Raw genomic sequence first — 18,582 nt, forward strand, 5'->3', positions numbered from 1 at the left:
ACGAGCGGATGATCGAGGTGCTGGAGGAGGAGACGGGCAGGGGGCCGTTCCCCGCCGTCCTGCACTGCTTCTCGTCCGGCGCGGAGCTCGCCCGCCGCGGCGTGGCGCTCGGCCTCTACGTGTCGTTCTCCGGCATCCTGACCTTCAGGCGCTCCGAGGAGCTGCGCGTGATCGCGGCCGAGGTTCCGGCCGACCGCCTGCTGGTCGAGACCGACGCGCCCTATCTCGCTCCGGAGCCGTTCCGCGGCAAGCGCAACGAACCGGCCTATACGGCGCGCACCGCCGCCGTGCTCGCGAGCGTCAGGGGCTGGAGCGAAGACCAGACAGCGCGGGTGACGACCGAAAATTTCTTTCGACTTTTCAAAAAGGTGGACAAGAACGCTCTAACTCTCCGTAAGGACGTCGACGCCGCATGACTCTGCGCGTCACGATTCTCGGCTGCGGATCGTCGGGCGGCGTGCCGCGCGTCGCGGTCGGTTGGGGCAAGTGCGATCCGGCCGAGCCGAGGAACCGCCGCCGCCGCTGTTCCATTCTCGTTGAACGCAGTTCCCCAAATGGCGGCCTGACGCGGGTGCTCGTCGACACCGGTCCGGACTTGCGCGACCAGCTCATCGGCGCCGACGTCGTCCACCTCGACGGCGTGCTCTACACCCATGAGCATGCCGACCACACGCATGGCATCGACGATCTCCGGCCGCTCGCCATCCATGCGCGGGCGCGGCTCGACATCTGGTGCGACGCGCGCATGTCGGGCTTTCTCAACGACCGGTTCGGCTACGTCTTCTCGACCCCACCCGGAAGCGACTACCCGCCGATTCTCAACGAAAACCGGCTCACGCCCGGAAAGCCGACGACGATCGAAGGGGCAGGGGGCCCGGTCACGGCCCTGCCCTTCGACCTCATGCACGGCCGCGAGCGCGCGCTCGGCTTCCGGTTCGGCCGCCTCGCCTATACGCCTGACGTCAGCGACATTCCGGAAGCGTCGCAGGACCTGCTTCGCGACCTCGACGTCTGGATCATCGACGCGCTGCGCGACGCGCCGCATCCGACGCATTTCTCGGTCGACGACGCGCTTGATTGGATCGAACTTCTCAAGCCGCGCCGCGCCATCCTGACCAACCTCCATACCGACCTCGACTACGCGACTCTCACGGCCCGCCTGCCGCCCGGCGTCGATGTCGCCTATGACGGCCTCGTGGTCGAGGCGCCGGAGTGAGGTCTTGGCCCCGTTCCTGATCTACGGCGCGAACGGCTATACGGGCGGGCTCTGCGCGGAGCATGCCGTATCGCGCGGCCTGCGGCCGATCCTGGCGGGCCGCGACACGGAGAAGGTGAGGGCGGTCGCGAGCCCCCTCGCCCTCGACTGGCGCGCCTTTCCGCTCGACGACGCGGCGAAGCTTCGGGACGGCCTCGCGGGCGTCCGCGCCGTGCTCCACGTCGCCGGTCCGTTCTCCGCGACCGCGCGGCCGATGGCCGAGGCCTGCCTCGCGGCGGGCGTCCATTATGTCGACGTCACCGGTGAGATCGACGTGTTCGAGGCGCTCGCCGGGATGGACGCACGGGCGAAGGCCGCTTGCGTCACGCTGCTGCCGGGCGCGGGCTTCGACGTCGTGCCGAGCGACTGCCTGGCGGCTCATGTGGTCGGACGGCTGCCGGGTGCCGTCCGGCTGAAGCTCTCGATCGGCGGCTTCGGCGGCCTGTCGGGCGTCAGCCGCGGCACGGCCAAGACCATGCTCGAGGCGATCGGGAGCGGCGTCCGCGTCCGCCGCGGCGGACTCCTGATCGAGCTGCCCGCAGCGCCGCGCGGCGCCGCGGATTTCGGCTACGGCCCACGCCCGACGGTCGGGGTGAGCTGGGGCGATGTCTCGACCGCCTGGCGGTCCACCGGCGTTCCGGACATCGAGGTCGCCTTCGAGGCCACGTCGCCGATGCGCCGCGCGGCGGCCATGCCGCGGCCGCTGAGGTCGCTGCTCGGCTGGGCGCCGGTCCAGGGCGGACTGAGGCGGCTCATCGAGACGCGACTGCCTCCGGGTCCGACGCCCGAGCAGCGCGCAGGCGCCCGCAGCCTGTTCCTCGCGGAGGCCTGGGATGCCTCCGGGCGCGTGGCCGCGAGCCGCCTCGAGACCGTCGAAGGCTACACCCTGACCGCGATGACCGCCGTCGAGATCGTTCGTCGCGCCGCCATCGGCGAGACGCCAGCCGGTTGCCAGACGCCGGCCACCGCGTTCGGAGCCGACTTCATCCTTTCCTTCGAAGGCTCTGTCCGAACGGATGTTTGTTGAGAAGGCCGCGACGCGCCGAAGGCGCTTCTCACGCAGGAGCCTTATTCAATTCCGTTCCATAATATATCTTATGCGACTCATCGATGGAGCTTTCCGGCAACTTGGGGATCGCGGCGCGCACGCCAGAATCGACCGCTGTGATCCGCCCCACTTGACCCCGTCGGCGCAGGCTGGCCACCTCGGCTCACATGCCCCGAAATGAGCCAGCGCCCATGACGCCGTCCCGCGACATCTCCCGGCTGATCGAAATCATGGCGGCGCTGCGCACGCCGGTGACCGGGTGTCCCTGGGACCTCGAGCAGTCCTTCGAGACGATCGCGCCGTTCACGATCGAGGAGGCCTATGAGGTCGCGGACGCGATCGCGCGCGGCGACCTGGTCGACCTGCGCGACGAGCTCGGCGACCTGCTGCTGCAGGTCGTCTATCACGCGCGCCTCGCCGAGGAGCGCGACGCCTTCCGCTTCGAGGACGTCGTCGAGGCGATCATCGCCAAGCTGATCCGCCGCCACCCCCACGTGTTCGGCGATGCCTGCGACCTGCCGCCCGATGAGGTGAAGGCTCTGTGGGAGACAATCAAAACGCAGGAGAAGGCCGAGCGCGCCGCCGCGCGGGGCGGGCCGGCCGAGGCGGCGAGCATTCTGGACGGCGCCCCGGCCGCCCTGCCCGGCCTGACCCGCGCCGTGAAGCTCCAGCAGAAGGCCGCGCGCGTCGGCTTCGACTGGGACGACGTCGCGCTGGTGGTCGGCAAGGTGCGCGAGGAGGCCGACGAGGTCGCGGAGGCCGTGGCCTCCGGCGACAAGGACGCGATCGAGGACGAGATCGGCGACCTGCTCTGCGCCGTCGCGAATCTCGCGCGGCACGCCGGCGTCGACCCGGAGGCCGCGATCCGCCGGTCCAACGCCAAGTTCGAGCGCCGCTTCCGCGCCATTGAGGCGTCGCTCGCGGCGCAGGGCCGGACGCCCGCCGACAGCGACCTCGCCGAGATGGACGCGCTCTGGAACGAGGCGAAGGCGGCCGAGCGCCGGGCCGCGGAGTAGGGCCGCCCCTGCCCCGTCAGGCCGCCTCAGACGCCAGCAGCAGCGGCGCCTCGCGCTCGAGATAGTCGGACAGCAGCGCCCCGGAGGTCGCGACGATCGCGCCATATTCGGCGCGCCGCTCCGGCGACAGGCGGAGTTCCGGATCGTCCAGCATCTGATGGAAGCCGAGGATGGTGGTCAGGTGGGTTCTCACCTCGCCGACGAACTCGCGCACATTGGCTTCCCTCATGGCCTCCCCTCCAGCGACAGCCGCGCGGACGCATAGAGGCCGCGCGCCAAATCAGGCGCGCGCCGCCAACCGCTTCAAATCGCGTGATTTTCCCCAAACAGAGCGCGAGTCTCTCACGCCGGATTCCGGCAGGTCAAACCCTTTGCGCAGATGATCGACCGACCATCGGCTGGAACCGCCGACGCCGACTCGGAATCGACTCAGAACAGCCCGGATGGCGCCGGAGCGCGTGAGTCAAAATGCCGCGTTTAAAGGTCAGGCGGCGACGTCCGGGCGTTCGGCCGCCCGCCCGAGTTCGGTCCGCAGGAAGGCGCAGATTCGCGCCAGCGCCGCCTTGCCCTCCGGCAGGAAGCCGGCGAAGGCCTGCCAGACATGCGGCATGCGCGGCCACACTTCGAGCTCTGAGTGGACGCCCGCCGCCGCCAGCGCCGCCTGCATCCGCACGGCGTCGTCGAGCAGGATCTCGTCGCCGCCACACTGGATCAAGCAGGGCGGCAATCCCGCGAGGTCGCCGAACAGCGGCGACAGCAGCGGATCCACCGGATCGAGGCCCGGCGCATAGGCTCCGACCACGTCCGGCAGGCGCACCGCGTCCAGGAACGGATCGAGCGCGGCGTTGCGCTCCATGCTGGCGCCGCTGCCGGTCATGTCCACGAAGGGCGAAAGGCCGACGATGGCGGCCGGCAGCGGCGCGCCCTCGCCTTTCAGCCGCAGCAGCAGCGCGAAGGCCAGATTGCCGCCGGCGGAATCTCCAGACACTGCGATCCGGGCGGGCTCCGTCCCGTCGTCGAGCAAGGCGCGATAGACCGCCACGACGTCGTCGAGGGCGCAGGGATAAGGATGCTCGGGCGCGAGCCGGTAGTTCAGCGTGATCACCCGCGCCGCAGCGCCCCGCGCGAGGCGCCCGGAGATGCCCCGATGCGTGCGCGCCGAACCCATCACGAAGCCGCCGCCGTGCAGATAGAGGATCACGCCGTTGACGGGCCCTCTCCGCGGCCGGTGCTCCTCGGCCGTCAGCCCGCCGATCGTGATCCGGCGGCGCGCCCCGCCGCGCGGCGCGTCGGGCGCGAACACCGCGATCGCGTCGCCGTTCGCGCGCAGGCGCAGCAAATCCTGCTCGCCGTTGATGCGATGCTTCACCACATGGCGTAGGAACGCGCGCAGCATGCGGGCCTGCGCGCTGACAGATCCCTGCATTCCCAGTTCCGCACCTGTTGCGCCCGGGCGCAAGCGCCGGGCCGCCAAGCATGGCATTCTTGGACACGCTCACGCGCGCCGCGAATCGCCGACGAACACGGGACCCGATATGGCGAAGACCGATGACCTTTTTGCGGGCGCTCCCTCGCCGGACCCGCGGCGCGGCGCCGCACGGCCGCAGCCGAAGCTGAAGCCGGCGCCCCTGCCCTCCGGCGCGACCGCCGGCGCGGCCGGCTACACGGCCGCCCATATCGAGGTTCTCGAGGGACTGGAGCCGGTCCGCCGCCGGCCCGGAATGTATATCGGCGGCACCGACGAGAAGGCGCTGCACCACCTCTTCGCCGAGGTGATCGACAACGCCATGGACGAGGCGGTGGCGGGCCACGCGACCTTCATCGCCGTCGATGCGCTCGCCGACGGCTCGGTCTCGGTCACCGACAACGGCCGCGGCATCCCGGTCGACCCCCATCCGAAGTTTCCGGACAAGTCCGCGCTCGAGGTCGTCATGACCACGCTGCATTCGGGCGGGAAGTTCGACAGCAAGGTCTACGAGACTTCCGGCGGCCTGCATGGCGTGGGCGTGTCGGTGGTCAACGCGCTGTCCGAGAGCCTCGACGTCGAGGTCGCGGTCAACCAGCGACTTTATCGCCAGTCTTTTTCGCGCGGCTTGCCGCTTGGTCCCCTCGAAGAGGTCGGGCCCGTCCATAACAGGCGCGGCACGAAGGTGCGCTTCCTGCCCGACCCGCAGATCTTCGGCGAGGGCGCGCGGCTCCAGCCGGGCCGGCTCTACCGGATGGCGCGCTCCAAGGCCTACCTGTTCTCCGGCGTCGAGATCCGCTGGACCTGCGCGGCCGAACTGCTCGACGGCGCGGACGCCGCGCCCGAACGCGCCACCCTTCATTTCCCGGGCGGCCTCAAGGAGTTTCTGGCGACGGCGCTGACCGAACGGAGCCTCTCGGCCGAGATTTTCGCAGGCGTCCACAACAAGGCGGGGGGCCATGGCGGCGTCGAATGGGCGATCGCCTGGACGGACGACGGCGACGACGGCTTCTGCCGCTCCTATTGCAACACGATCCCGACGCCCGAAGGCGGCACGCACGAGCTCGGCCTCAGGGGCGCCCTGCTCCGCGCCCTGAAGGGCTACGCCGAGCTCACCAATTTCAAGCGCGCCTCGATCCTCACCGCCGAGGACGTGATGGCGGGCGCCTGCGCGATGCTGTCGGCCTTCATCCGGGAGCCGGAGTTCCAGGGCCAGACCAAGGAGCGGCTCGCCAGCCCCGAGGCCGCGCGCATCGTCGAGGCGGCGGTGAAGGACGCCTTCGACCACTGGCTCGCCGCCTCCCCACAGCAGGCGAACCGCCTGCTCGAGGCCGTCGTTCAGCGCGGCGAGGACCGCCTGCGGCGCCGGCAGGAGAAGGAGGTCGCGCGCAAGACCGCGACCCGCAAGCTTCGTCTTCCGGGCAAGCTCGCGGATTGCAGCCAGGCGGGCTCGAAGGGCTCGGAGCTGTTCATCGTCGAGGGCGACTCGGCCGGCGGCTCCGCCAAGCAGGCGCGCGACCGCGCGACCCAGGCGGTGCTCCCCCTGCGGGGCAAGATCCTGAACGTCGCGAGCGCCGGCGCCGACAAGCTCGCCCAGAACCAGCAGCTCGCCGACCTGCTGCTCGCGCTCGGCTGTGGCACGCGCAGCCGCTATTCCGACGCCGACCTCAGATATGATCGTGTGGTCGTCATGACCGACGCGGACGTCGACGGGGCGCACATCGCCTCGCTGCTGATGACGTTCTTCTATCGCGAACTGCCGGAGCTGATCCGGCACGGCCACCTGTTCCTCGCCGTGCCCCCGCTCTATCGCCTCAGTCATGGCGGCGAAACGCTCTACGCCCGCGACGACGCGCACAAGGACGAACTGATTGAGAAGCGCTTCAAGGGCAAGAAGGTCGAGATCGGCCGCTTCAAGGGTCTTGGCGAGATGCTTCCCGCGCAGCTTCGCGACACCACAATGGCGCCCGCGAAGCGCACGCTGCTCCGCGTCGCGATCGACGAGGAGGACGGCGAAGGAACCCGCGACGCCGTCGACCGGCTGATGGGCACGAAGCCGGAGGCGCGCTTCCGCTTCATCCAGGAGCGCGCGGCCTTCGCGGGCGACCTCATCGATATTTGAGGTCGGCGTCGCGCGCCGTCCGGGCTTCTGCGCTAGCATTGGTCGGTCGGGCGAGCAGGGCTCGCTGCGTTTCCGCGTTGAAGCGACATGTCGGGAGGACGCCGCATGATGGCACGTCTCGCGCGGTTCGCCCTGTCGGCCGCGCTCTTGGCCGCGGCCCCTGCCCTCGCACAGGCGCCATCGCCCATGACGCCACCCGACAAGGTCGCGCCCGATCCGATCCAGACGCCCCCTGGCCCCGCCGAGCAGCCCGCGAACCCTGCCGCCATGGACGCGATCGGCGTGCCGGCCAAGGTCTGGGCGGTCAGAATCGCGGGCGGCTGGGAGGCCGACGGCAAACGCGGCTTCTCGCGGGTGATCGGCACCTTCGAGGGCGACGCCCAGCGCCTGACGGTCCAGTGGCTCGCGGAGCCGGACGGCCGCGTGGTCGGCTCCAAGGTCCTGGAGGACGAGGAAGCCGCCAAGCTCACCTTCGGCGACATGCGGGCCGAGCCCGAGGACCGCGGCGGCGTGACGGTTTTCCTCGACACGCTGCCCGACGCGGACGGCATCCGCGACACCTGGGTGCTGATCATCGGCGGTCCTGGCGAGGCGCGGTTCGGGCCGGCGATGAACTGATCCGGCTCCGACCGGCGATCACCGCGCCCGGTTGCGGCCAGGTTCCGGCGATTTAAGGCCGCCCGCATTGACAATCGGGCCCAAAAGCCTCATTTCCCAGCGTGATCGCAGGTTCGAAGCGCGCCCTCAAGCGCGCCGGACCTTCGGCGCGCATGACTGCGCCCCTCACGATCGCAAGCTTAAGGACGACATGACCTTTTCCGAACTCGGTCTCAGCCCGAAGGTGCTCGCCGCCGTCGAGGCTTCGGGCTACACGCAACCGACGCCTATCCAGGCGAACGCGATCCCTCACGTCTTGGCGCGCCGCGACGTGCTCGGCATCGCCCAGACGGGCACGGGCAAGACCGCGTCCTTCACGCTGCCGATGCTCACGCTGCTGGAAAGCGGCCGCGCGCGGGCGCGCATGCCGCGCACGCTGATCCTCGAGCCGACGCGCGAGCTCGCGGCCCAGGTCGAGGAGAGCTTCGCGCGCTACGGCCAGAACCATAAGCTCTCGATGGCGCTGCTGATCGGAGGAGTCTCGTTCGGCGACCAGGACGCCAAGCTCACCCGCGGCGTCGACGTGCTGATCGCGACGCCGGGCCGGCTGCTCGATCATTTCGAGCGCGGCCGCCTGCTGCTGACCGGCATCGAGATCCTCGTGATCGACGAGGCCGACCGCATGCTTGACATGGGCTTCATCCCGGACATCGAGCGCATCTGCAAGCTGATCCCCCCTGCCCGTCAGACGCTGTTCTTCTCGGCCACCATGCCGCCGGAGATCACCCGGCTGACCGAGCAGTTCCTGCGCGACCCCGAGCGGGTCGAGGTCGCCCGGCCGGCGACCGCCGCCGCGACCGTGACCCAGCTCCTCGTCGCCGCGAGCGACGACCCGACGGAAAAGCGCGACGTGCTGCGCCACGTCGTGCGCGACGGCGACAACTTCAAGAACGCCATCGTGTTCTGCAACAGGAAGCGCGACGTCGCGGTCGTGTACAACTCGCTGAAGAAGCATGGCTTCAAGGTTGCGGCGCTGCATGGCGACCTCGATCAGCGGGCCCGCATGGCGGCGCTCGACAGCTTCAAGACCGGCGAGGTCGATCTGCTGGTGGCGAGCGACGTCGCGGCCCGCGGGCTCGACATTCCGGACGTCAGTCACGTCATCAACTACGACGTGCCGATCCATGCCGAAGATTACATCCACCGGATCGGCCGCACGGGCCGCGCAGGACGCTCCGGCGTCGCCATCACTCTTGTGGCCCCTTCGGACGGCAAGAATCTCGGCGCGATCGAGCAGCTCACCAAAATGCCATTCAACTGGCAGGGCGAACCGATCGACGCCGAAGATCTCGCGGCCGCCGGCCGCCGGTCGCGCGGCCGGTCGCAGTCCCCCAAGGCTGCGGCGCCGTCGCGCGGCGGCCGCGGCAAGCCGACAACGGCGAGGCAGCCCACGGAAGATCGTCGCGAGACATCCCCGAAAGAGCGCGCACGGCCCGAGCGGGCCGCGCCGGCCGAGCCCAGCCGAGCCGTCCCGGCGGAGCCGGGTCGCGGACAGGCCAGCCGCCCCGCGCGCGCTCCCGCCCCGCGTCCGTCGCGGGAGGTCGCCCGGCCGGCGGAGACAGGCGGAGAGCGGGTCGTAGGTCTCGGCGACCATGTTCCGGCGTTTTTGCTGCGCCCCGTGCGGCTGAAGCGCGCGTGACCGGAAGGTCCGCGGCATTTAACTTCGCTTTTACGCTATTTGCTCGAAATTGACTTTGAGGCGGTCGATCCGTCTCGCGTGCCGACTTTTGCCGGCTCGCCGTCGGGGGACGAAAAGCGATGCCGGGCCTCAGCGATTTTGACCGCACGATCGTCTTCAGCGACGCGGCGATTCAACGGATTCGCGCCCACCGTCACCCGGCCTATCCCCGCAATTACGAGCTCTGGTATACTTACGCCACGGGCTATAACGCCGCTCTTAATCGAGCGATCAACGAGGCGCTGGAGCGCGCCTCGTCGATCTCCGAAGCAGAACTTGATTTGCTTTACGAGAGCTACCTGTCGCCGCTCAGGCTCTCCGAGCGCGTCGACAGCGTCGGAACCCGCATCCTGGCGGAGATCTCGGAGGTCGCCGGCATCCTGAAGGACGCGCGGCAGGCGAATGACGACTACGCCCGCACGCTGGAGGGCCTCGCCGACAAGACCGAGGACATCGGCCCTATGGGGACGCTCTTAAGCGAGATCGCGAAGGGCATGCTGCACGCGACGAACGAGATGGTGGCGCGGACGCGGGAGCTCGAAGCTCAGCTTGCGAGCTCGCAGGACGAGATGCAGGAGCTGCACAACACGCTCGAGGTGATACGGGCGGAATCGCTGACCGACCCCCTCACCGGCCTGGCGAACCGCAAGTTCCTCCAGGGCACGCTCGACCGGTCGATCCTGGACGCCGACAAGGGCCAGCGGTTCTCGCTGCTCGTGATCGACATCGACCACTTCAAGACCTTCAACGACAATTACGGCCACCTGACCGGCGATCAGGTGCTCCGCCTCGTCGCGCTGTCGCTCAAGCAGAACGTCAAGGGCCAGGACCTCGCCGCCCGCTTCGGCGGCGAGGAATTCGCGATCGTGCTTCCCGACACCGCCCTCTCCGGCGCCGCGGCCGTCGCAGAGCGGATCCGGCGCACGGTGATGACCAAGGATCTGGTCAAGCGCTCGACGGGCGAGCACCTGGGCCGCATCACGGTGTCGATCGGCGTCGCGACCTGGCGGCGCGGCGACAGCGGGCAGACCATCATCGATCGCGCCGACCGCTGCATGTATGTGGCGAAGCGATCGGGCCGAAACCTCGTGGTCAGCGAGGACGACCCGCGGACGGCCCAGGAGCTGCCGGAGCGGGTCGCCTGAGAATGGCGGCTGATCAGGCCGCTACGGCCTCCCCGCGGGTCGGATAGTCCGTGTAACCTTTCTCGCCGCCGCCATAGAACGTCGCCTTGTCCGGCTCGGCCAGCGGCGCGCCCTCGCGGATGCGTTCGACGAGGTCGGGATTGGCGATGAACGGGCGGCCGAACGCCACCAGGTCGACCTCGCCGTCCGCGACGCGCTTCGCCGCAAGCTCCGCGTCATAGCCATTGTTGCCGATATAGCCGCCCTTGAAGGCCTGCCTCAGCTTGGAGAGATCGAAGCCGCCCTCCGGCGCGCGGGCGCCTTGGGTCTCGCCTTCGATCAGATGGATGTAGGCGATTCCGAGATCCGAAAGGCTCTTGACCGCGTGGGTGAAGAGCGGCTCGGGATTGGAGTCCGAGATGTCGTTGAACGGGCTGAGCGGCGACAGCCGAACGCCGACCCGGTCCGCGCCGATCGCCTTCGCAGCCGCCTCGACCGCCTCGAGCAGGAAGCGGGACCGGTTCTCGATGGAGCCGCCATAGGCGTCGGTCCGCTTGTTGGTCCCGTCGCGCAGGAACTGATCAAGCAGGTAGCCGTTCGCGCCGTGGACCTCGACGCCGTCGAAACCGGCCGCCCTGGCGTTCTCCGCGGCCTTGCCATACTGCGCGACGATCCCGGGAATCTCTTCCAGCTCCAGCGCGCGCGGCGTCTCCAGCGGCTTGAAACCGTCATTGGTAAAAGCCTGCCCCTCGGGCTTCACGGCCGACGGCGCGACCGGCAGCTGGCCGCCCGGCTGCAGGTCGCGATGCGAGATCCGGCCGACATGCCAGAGCTGCAGCACGATCCGCCCGCCCTTGGCGTGGACCGCGTCGGTCACGAGGCGCCAGCCGGCGATCTGCTCGTCGGAATAGATGCCGGGCGTCCAGGCGTAGCCCTGCCCCTCGGGCATGATCTGCGTGGCCTCCGAGATGATCAGTCCGGCCGACGCGCGCTGCGCGTAGTACTCGGCGTTCAGCTGACGAGGCGCGAGCGTCCCCGCGTCGGCGCGCGAGCGGGTCAGGGGCGCCATGACGATGCGGTTCGGAAGCGAGAGCGCTCCCAGCTGGAACGCCTGGAATAGGGGGTCGACGGAGGACGTCATCGATATCTCCAGATTGCAAATGGAATGCGGCGCGAGGCCGTTCTTCGCATGTGCAAATAGGAAGGTCATGACAGCTTTGCGCCCCCGACGACGGGCGACAAACGCAAGGCAGGCTTGCGCCAGAGAGGTCAGCTGCGGCGGGCGGGGCGCTTGCGTTTGGGCTTGCCGTCTTTCGCAGCGCGGGCGACGGCCAGGGCGCGCCTCGCAAACTCGGCGAGAGCGTCGGGATCGTCGAACAGCCGGTCGGGCATCCGCCAATAGGACATGATGGTCCGGCGGCCGTCCCGCGTCTCGTAGGAGAACGCCTCGCAGCCTTCGGCTTCGAAAAACTGGTCGGTCGACCGGTCGCTCTTGAGATAGAGCACGCCGCCGGCCTCAAGCGCGAACATCAATTCGCCTGCGTAAACCCCTGTTCCGCCGAACATGTTTCGACACCTGACCGGGCCAAGCGCATGAAAAAGCTCGGCTGCGTAGTCCGGGTCGAACGACATCAGGCGACCGGCTGGTAGCTCCCGGGAAGCGCGGGCGTGATCGACACCGATTCGCCGCAGCCGCAGGCCGAAACCTGGTTCGGGTTGTTGAACACGAAGCGCTGGGTGAGCTTCTCGGTCACGAAGTCCATCTCGGTGCCGAGCAGATAGAGCACCGCCTTCGGGTCGATCAGCACGGTGACGCCCTTGTCCTCCACCACCTCGTCCGTGGGACCCGCGGCGGCGGCGTAGTCGAGCGTGTATTCCATGCCCGCGCAGCCTCCCGTCTTCACGCCGATCCGGAGGCCCGCGATCGGCGTCTCGGACCGCTCAATAATCGAGCGCACGCGGTTCGCCGCCCGGTCGGTCAGGGTCAGGACTTTGGGTCTCGCACGCGTCATGACATCAGCTCCTCGAAGCGCTCTCGGGCGCTCCGCATCGAAAAGATAAGCGCTTTTCGCCGCGCTTGCGAGGGTTTGGGGCTCAATAGGTCGGCCACACCTTCGGCGTCACGAGTTCGAGCAAATGGCCGTCTGGGTCCCGGAAATAGACGCTCGTCCCGCCGAGCGGCCAGCTCATCCGGCTCTCGACCGCGATCCCGAGCTGGTCGAGCCGCTTCTCCCATACGGGCAGGTCGTCCGCGGCGATCGCGAAGGCCGCGTGCAGCTTGCCCTCCCCGTCATGCGCCGGGATGACGCCGCCCGGCATCTCCTGCGCCTTCGCCGACCCGCCCCGCCGGAACAGAAGAAGGACGCCCGCGCCGGCGACGTCGAGCGCGATCAGGGCGTCGTTCCCGAACAGATGGGGAAAGTCGAAGACGCGGTCGTAGAACGCCGCCGAGCGGGCCAGATTCTCGACGTATAGCGCGCTTTCGAGGATCCCGCGGACCTTCGGAGCGCCCTGCCCGGAGCCGTTCAGCGCCGCCTCACCACATGTCGAGCGCGACGCGGGCCTCGTCGGACATCCGGCTCTGATCCCACGGCGGATCGAACACCATCTTCACGATCACCGCGCCAACGCCCGGAACCGCGCCGACGGCGTTCTCGACCCAGCCCGGCATCTCGCCCGCGACGGGACAGCCGGGCGCGGTCAGGGTCATGTCGATCGCGATGTCGCGGTTGTCCGAGATGTCGATTCGGTAGACCAGGCCGAGCTCATAGATGTCGACCGGAATCTCTGGATCGTACACGGTCTTCAGAGCCGCGACGATGTCGTCGGTGAGCCGGTCGAGCTCCTCGGGCGGAATCGCGGAGGCCTCGTCGGTTCGGGGCTTCTCCGCCGTCGCTGCGTCGGTCATCGGATCGAAGCCTTTCTCAATTCTCACGCAAACAGATCGCGCGCCTTCGCGATCGCCTCGGCCAAACGATCGACCTCATCGACCGTGTTGTAAAGCGCGAAGGACGCCCGGCAGGTCGAGGTGACGCCGAGGCGCTTGAGTAGCGGCTGGGCGCAATGCGTGCCCGCGCGGACCGCGACCCCCGACCGATCGAGCACCGTCGCGACGTCGTGGGCGTGCGCGCCCTCGAGGTTGAAGGCGACGATCGCCCCCTTCCCCGGCGCCCGGCCGAAGATCTTGACGGAGTTGATGGCGCCGAGCCGCTCATGGGCGTAGGCCGCGAGCGAGGCCTCGTGGGCCGCGATCGCCTCGAGCCCGACGGAGCGCATGTAGTCGAGCGCCGCTCCCAGCCCGATCGCCTGCACGATCGGCGGCGTGCCGGCCTCGAAGCGGTGCGGCGGGTCGCCATAGGTGACGTCCTCTTCGGTGACGTCGCGGATCATCTCGCCGCCGCCGTTGAAGGGCGGCAGCGCCTCGAGCCGCGCCTTCTTCCCGTAGAGCACGCCGATCCCGGTCGGGCCGTACACCTTGTGGCCGGTGAAGACGTAGTAGTCGCAATCGATGTCCGGTACGTCCGGCGCGAGATGGACCGCGCCCTGGCTGCCGTCGACGAGGACCGGAACGCCGCGCTCATGGGCGATCCGGCAGACCTCCTTCACGGGCACGACCGTGCCGAGCACGTTCGACATATGGGTGATCGCGACGAACTTCGTGCGCGGGCTCAGGGCCGCCTCGAAGGCATCGAGGTCGAAGGACCCGTCGTCGCGGACCTGAACCCATTTGAGAACCGCCCCGCGGCGCTCCCTCAGGAAGTGCCAAGGCACCACGTTCGAGTGGTGCTCCATGATGGTGAGGACGATCTCGTCGCCCTCTCCGATCCCGGACAGGCCGACGCCGTTCGCCACCAGATTGATCGACTCGGTCGCGGAGCGGGTGAAGATGATCTCGTCGATCGACGCCGCGTTTAGAAAGCGTCGGACGCTTTCCCTCGCGTTTTCAAAGCCTTCCGTCGCGGCGTTCGCAAGATAGTGCAGGCCGCGATGGACGTTGGAATATTCGCTCTCATAGGCCCGCCGCATGCGGTCCAGCACCTGCACGGGCTTCTGGGCCGACGCGCCATTGTCGAGATAGACGAGCGGCTTGCCATGCACGGTCAGCGATAGCGCCGGGAAGTCGGCGCGCAGGCGCTCGACGTCATAGGCCGCGGCGGCAGGCGCGATGGGTTCGGCGAGGGACATGACGCTGATCTAAAGGCTGGGGAGAAGAACACAAGGGCGCAGCAGACGAAGCGTCATCCCGGACGGTCGAAGACCGATCCGGGATCGTTAGACGATCATCGCCTTGTCCTGCGGCCGATCCCGGCTCTCGCTGCGCTCGGCAGGGATGACGGCGGGCCTCAGCTCCGCTCCGCCAGCCAGCGATCGGCCCTCGCCGTCAGGGCCTCGCGGAGGCTCTCGTTCTCGATGCCCTCCAGCACCTCGCCCACGAAGGCCTGGACCAGCAGCGACTCGGCCTCCGCCTGCGGGATGCCCCGCGCTTTGAGGTAGAACAGCAGGTCCTCGTCGAGCGCTCCGACGGTCGCGCCATGGCCGCAGACCACGTCGTCGGCGAAGATCTCGAGCTCCGGCTTGGCGTTCGCCTCGGCGGTCTCGGACAAGAGCAGCGCCTGCGCCATCATCTTGCCGTCGGTCTTCTGGGCGCCGGGACGCACCACGATCTTGCCCTGGAACACCGAGCGCGCCTCGCCGTCGAGCGCGGACTTGAACAGCTCCCGGCTCGCGCAGTTCAACGTCGTGTGGTCGACCACCAGCGTCGTATCGAGGTGCCGGCGCCCCCCGGCGAGGGTGACGCCCGTTACGTCGGCGGTCGCCTTGTCGCCGCAGAAATCGAGGAAGATCTGCTGGCGCGCCGCCACGCCGCCGACCGCCAACGCCACGGTTCGCAGGCGCGCCTTGGCGCCGAGCCGGGCGCCGAGCGTGGCGAGATGCAGCGAGCCCAGCCCCTCGTCCTGCAGCTTGACGAGTGTCGCCTCCGCTCCGTCGGCCAGATCGAGCCCGACCAGCGTGTTGGTCTGGTGCGGGCTCGCGTCGCCGACATGGCTCTCGACGAGCGTGACGGAAGCCTCCTTGCCGACCGAGACCAGCACGCGGCCATAGGAGGCGTGCGCATCGCCGGTCTGCACATTGGCGACATGGATGGGACGGCCGGGCTTCGCGCCGTCCGTGACCGCCACCACGAGGCCGTCGGCGACGAAGGCGGTGTTCAGCGCCACCGCGGCGTTGTCGTTGGGCACGCCCTTGAGCGCGAGCGCCGAGGCCGCGTCGCTCGCGAGCGCGACCGCGAGCGGGGCGATCGAGACGCCGTCCTCCGGCCCTGCGACGTCCGACAGGTCGGCGGCGAGCCGGCCGTTGACGAAGACGATGCGCTGCGCGTCGAAGCCTGCGAGCGGCAGCATCGCCCTCGCGGCGGCCATTTCCTCGGCGGTCGGCGCGTCGGCGAGCGGCCGCGCCTCACGCATCAGCGCGCGGAGATCGGTGTATTTCCAGTCCTCGACGCGCTTGTTGGGCAGGCCGCGGGAGGCGACCGCGGCGAAGGCGTCGTCGCGCACGCGGCGCGCGGCCTCGCCGCCGGGGGCGTCCTCCCGCGCTGAGGCGAAGAGTTCGGCGAGCGCGCTTTCCGCGGCCGTGCGGATCGGGCGGACTTCAGCGTTCATGCCGTCCTCTGTCCTCACGCGGCCGCGTCGGCCACATAGGCCGCGTAGCCCTGCGCCTCGAGCTCATGGGCGAGCTCCGGGCCGCCGGTGCGCACGATGCGGCCCTGAGCCATGACGTGCACGACGTCGGGCGTGATGTGGTCGAGCAGGCGCTGATAATGCGTGATCACGATGAAGCCGCGGTTCTTGGCCCGGAGCGCATTGACGCCCTCGGAGACGACCTTCAGCGCGTCGATGTCGAGGCCGGAATCGGTCTCGTCCAGCACGCAGAGCTTCGGCTCGAGCAGCGCCATCTGCAGGATTTCGTTGCGCTTCTTCTCGCCGCCGGAGAATCCGACATTCAGGCCGCGCTTGAGCATCTCGGTCGAAATGCCGAGGCTGTCAGCCTTTTCGCGAACGAGCTTCATGAAGGCGGGAGTCGGGAGCTCCGCCTCGCCGCGCGCGCGGAGCTGGGCGTTGAGAGCCGTCTTCAGGAACGTCATCGTGGCGACGCCCGGGATCTCCAGCGGGTACTGGAACGCCAGGAACAGGCCCTTGGCCGCCCGCTCGTCGGGCTCGAGCGCGAGCAGATCCTCGCCCTCGAGCGTGACCGAGCCCTCGGTGACCTCATAGTCGTCCTTGCCGGCGAGCACGTAGGACAGAGTGGACTTGCCCGAGCCGTTGGGGCCCATGATGGCGTGGACCTCGCCCGCCTTCACCTCGAGGTCGAGCCCCTTCAGGATCGGCTTGTCCTCGACGGAGGCGTGGAGGTTCTTGATCGTCAGCATTTAAGAGCCTGCATCATTTTCTTCGCGCCATTTCTGGCTGATCTGTTCGTCCGTCAATCCCGCCGCGGACCAGAACGCCCGATGAGCGCGCCATTCGCGATAGACCGCGATCAATCCGCCAATGACGCATGCCGCTCCAAAGCCAAGAGCGGCGAACGTCAGGGCCGCATTCTCAAGACCGGCGCCAAAGCCGAGGAGGACAAGGCTCCCAAGAAAGCCTAGCGCCGAAACTCCGACCCGACGCTTCGCCTTCGCGATGGCGGCGTGCGAGGCCTCGAGCGAATTCACCCCACGCTGCCTTCGAGGCTGATCGAAATCAGCTTCTGAGCCTCGACCGCGAACTCCATCGGCAGCTGCTGCAGCACGTCCTTGACGAAGCCGTTGACGATGAGCGCCACCGCCTCCTCCTCCGACAGCCCGCGCTGCTGGCAATAGAACATCTGATCCTCGGAGATCTTCGAGGTCGTGGCCTCGTGCTCGAACACCGCCGTCGAGGTCTTGGCCTCGAGATACGGCACCGTATGGGCCCCGCAGTGATTTCCGATCAGCAGCGAGTCGCAATTGGTGAAATTGCGCGCGTTGCTGGCTCGGCGGTGCGCCGAGACCAGCCCGCGATAGGTGTTGTTCGAATAGCCCGCCGAGATGCCCTTCGAGATGATCTTGGACGTCGTGTTCTTCCCGAGATGGATCATCTTGGTCCCGGAATCGACCTGCTGCCGGCCGTTCGAGATCGCGATCGAGTAGAACTCGCCGCGCGAGTTGTCGCCGCGCAGGATGCAGCTCGGATATTTCCAGGTGATGGCCGAGCCGGTCTCGACCTGGGTCCAGGAGATCTTGGAGTTCCGGCCCCGGCAGTCGCCGCGCTTGGTGACGAAATTGTAGATGCCGCCGCGGCCTTCGCTGTCGCCCGGATACCAGTTCTGAACGGTCGAATATTTGATCTCGGCGTCGTCGAGCGCGACCAGCTCGACCACGGCCGCGTGCAGCTGGTTCTCGTCGCGCATCGGCGCGGTGCAGCCCTCGAGGTAGCTCACATAGGAGCCCTCGTCGGCGATGATCAGCGTGCGCTCGAACTGGCCGGTGTTCTTCTCGTTGATGCGGAAATAGGTCGACAGCTCCATCGGGCAGCGCACGCCCTTCGGCACGTAGACGAAGGATCCATCGGAGAACACCGCCGAATTCAGCGTCGCGAAGAAGTTGTCGGAGGTCGGGACCACCGAGCCAAGATATTTCCGCACGAGTTCCGGATGCTCCCGGATCGCCTCGGAGATCGGGCAGAAGATGACGCCCGCCTTGGCGAGCTCCTCCTTGAAGGTGGTTGCGACGGAGACCGAGTCGAACACCGCGTCGACGGCCACGCGGCGCTGCTCGACGCCCGCCAGAATCTCCTGCTCCTGGAGCGGGATGCCGAGCTTCTCATAAGTGCGCAGGAGCTCCGGATCGACGTCGGCGAGCGTCTGCGGGCCAGACTTCGTGCCCTTGGGCGCGGAGTAGTAATAGAGGTCGTCGTAATCGATCGCCGGATAGTCGACGCGCGCCCAGGTCGGCTCCGTCATGGTGCGCCAGCGGCGATAGGCCTCGAGCCGCCAGTCGAGCATCCAGTCGGGCTCGCCCTTCTTCATGGAGATGAAACGGACCGTGTCCTCCGACAGGCCCTTCTCGGCCCGGTCGGATTCGATCTCGGTCACGAAGCCGTACTTGTACTGGTCGACGTCGATCGCGCGAACGCGGGCGACTGTCTCCTGAACTGCCGGCATCTCTCAACTCCTTGGGCGTCGCGGAGAGACCGC

20 protein-coding genes are annotated in these 18,582 nt (G+C 68.5%); 8 read left to right on the forward strand and 12 right to left on the reverse strand.

Annotated elements, in window-relative coordinates:
* The 4 genes from EK403_RS23035 to mazG all read left to right on the forward strand — a co-directional run.
* The coding region (locus EK403_RS23035; protein ID WP_245479577.1) for a TatD family hydrolase at positions 1–416 on the forward strand (416 nt) is incomplete at its 5' end.
* Positions 413–1,216, forward strand: a complete 804-nt coding sequence (locus tag EK403_RS08050; protein ID WP_128776984.1) for an MBL fold metallo-hydrolase — start codon at positions 413–415, stop codon at positions 1,214–1,216. The genes EK403_RS23035 and EK403_RS08050, both read left to right, overlap by 4 nt.
* Positions 1,217–1,220: 4 nt before the next feature.
* Entirely contained in the window at positions 1,221–2,282 is a 1,062-nt protein-coding gene (locus EK403_RS08055) for a saccharopine dehydrogenase family protein (RefSeq protein WP_128776985.1), read from the forward strand.
* Between the two features lie 212 nt (positions 2,283–2,494).
* Entirely contained in the window at positions 2,495–3,319 is an 825-nt protein-coding gene (gene mazG / locus EK403_RS08060; RefSeq protein WP_128776986.1) for a nucleoside triphosphate pyrophosphohydrolase, read from the forward strand.
* Positions 3,320–3,335: 16 nt separating this feature from the next.
* Here the strand turns inward: mazG and EK403_RS08065 are convergent, their stop codons facing one another.
* Together EK403_RS08065 and EK403_RS08070 are read right to left on the reverse strand one after the other, a co-directional pair.
* Positions 3,336–3,548 carry a hypothetical protein gene (locus EK403_RS08065; protein ID WP_128776987.1) on the reverse strand — a complete coding sequence of 71 codons (213 nt, stop codon included), beginning with the start codon at positions 3,546–3,548 and terminating at the stop codon, positions 3,336–3,338.
* Positions 3,549–3,803: 255 nt separating this feature from the next.
* Positions 3,804–4,745 (reverse strand): alpha/beta hydrolase, encoded by a 942-nt coding sequence (locus EK403_RS08070; protein ID WP_128776988.1) that lies wholly within the window; start codon positions 4,743–4,745, stop codon positions 3,804–3,806.
* A 109-nt stretch (positions 4,746–4,854) separates the two neighbouring features.
* Here EK403_RS08070 and parE point away from each other — a divergent pair, with 109 nt between their 5' ends.
* The 4 genes from parE to EK403_RS08090 all read left to right on the forward strand — a co-directional run bounded on the left by parE (position 4,855) and on the right by EK403_RS08090 (position 10,386).
* Positions 4,855–6,906: a DNA topoisomerase IV subunit B gene (parE, locus tag EK403_RS08075; RefSeq protein ID WP_128776989.1), complete on the forward strand. Its 2,052-nt coding sequence runs from the start codon at positions 4,855–4,857 to the stop codon at positions 6,904–6,906.
* A gap of 186 nt (positions 6,907–7,092) precedes the next feature.
* Positions 7,093–7,524, forward strand: coding sequence for a hypothetical protein (locus EK403_RS08080; protein WP_128776990.1), 432 nt, complete (start codon positions 7,093–7,095; stop codon positions 7,522–7,524).
* Between the two features lie 190 nt (positions 7,525–7,714).
* Positions 7,715–9,202, forward strand: coding sequence for a DEAD/DEAH box helicase (locus EK403_RS08085; RefSeq protein ID WP_128776991.1), 1,488 nt, complete (start codon positions 7,715–7,717; stop codon positions 9,200–9,202).
* A gap of 119 nt (positions 9,203–9,321) precedes the next feature.
* A complete protein-coding gene (locus tag EK403_RS08090; RefSeq protein WP_128776992.1) occupies positions 9,322–10,386 on the forward strand; it encodes a GGDEF domain-containing protein in 1,065 nt (354 codons plus the stop codon).
* A 13-nt stretch (positions 10,387–10,399) separates the two neighbouring features.
* Here EK403_RS08090 and EK403_RS08095 read toward each other — a convergent pair whose 3' ends face one another.
* The 10 genes from EK403_RS08095 to sufB form a co-directional block, all read right to left on the reverse strand.
* Entirely contained in the window at positions 10,400–11,506 is a 1,107-nt protein-coding gene (locus EK403_RS08095; protein WP_128776993.1) for an alkene reductase, read from the reverse strand.
* Positions 11,507–11,634: 128 nt separating this feature from the next.
* Complete coding sequence (locus EK403_RS08100) at positions 11,635–11,997, reverse strand: TfoX/Sxy family protein (RefSeq protein ID WP_128776994.1); 363 nt, start codon at positions 11,995–11,997, stop codon at positions 11,635–11,637.
* A complete protein-coding gene (locus tag EK403_RS08105) occupies positions 11,997–12,377 on the reverse strand; it encodes a HesB/IscA family protein (RefSeq protein WP_206659508.1) in 381 nt (126 codons plus the stop codon). Before EK403_RS08105 ends, EK403_RS08100 begins: the two co-directional genes overlap by 1 nt.
* Before the next feature lie 82 nt (positions 12,378–12,459).
* A complete protein-coding gene (locus EK403_RS08110; protein ID WP_342633777.1) occupies positions 12,460–12,963 on the reverse strand; it encodes a VOC family protein in 504 nt (167 codons plus the stop codon).
* Complete coding sequence (locus EK403_RS08115; RefSeq protein WP_128776996.1) at positions 12,902–13,273, reverse strand: SUF system Fe-S cluster assembly protein; 372 nt, start codon at positions 13,271–13,273, stop codon at positions 12,902–12,904. Before EK403_RS08115 ends, EK403_RS08110 begins: the two co-directional genes overlap by 62 nt.
* Positions 13,274–13,296: 23 nt before the next feature.
* Positions 13,297–14,550 (reverse strand): cysteine desulfurase, encoded by a 1,254-nt coding sequence (locus EK403_RS08120; RefSeq protein WP_128776997.1) that lies wholly within the window; start codon positions 14,548–14,550, stop codon positions 13,297–13,299.
* A 158-nt stretch (positions 14,551–14,708) separates the two neighbouring features.
* A complete protein-coding gene (gene sufD / locus EK403_RS08125) occupies positions 14,709–16,025 on the reverse strand; it encodes a Fe-S cluster assembly protein SufD (RefSeq protein WP_245479579.1) in 1,317 nt (438 codons plus the stop codon).
* A 14-nt stretch (positions 16,026–16,039) separates the two neighbouring features.
* Complete coding sequence (gene sufC, locus EK403_RS08130) at positions 16,040–16,792, reverse strand: Fe-S cluster assembly ATPase SufC (protein WP_128776999.1); 753 nt, start codon at positions 16,790–16,792, stop codon at positions 16,040–16,042.
* The gene (locus EK403_RS08135; protein ID WP_128777000.1) at positions 16,793–17,080 is read right to left on the reverse strand and encodes a hypothetical protein; all 288 of its coding nucleotides are present in this window, start codon (positions 17,078–17,080) and stop codon (positions 16,793–16,795) included. It abuts the gene before it with no gap.
* Positions 17,077–18,549, reverse strand: coding sequence for a Fe-S cluster assembly protein SufB (gene sufB, locus EK403_RS08140; RefSeq protein ID WP_128777001.1), 1,473 nt, complete (start codon positions 18,547–18,549; stop codon positions 17,077–17,079). The genes EK403_RS08135 and sufB overlap by 4 nt, the downstream gene beginning before the upstream one ends.
* Positions 18,550–18,582 lie beyond the last annotated feature (33 nt).

Source organism: Hansschlegelia zhihuaiae (assembly GCF_004103825.1).
Taxonomy (GTDB): domain Bacteria; phylum Pseudomonadota; class Alphaproteobacteria; order Rhizobiales; family Methylopilaceae; genus Methylopila; species Methylopila zhihuaiae.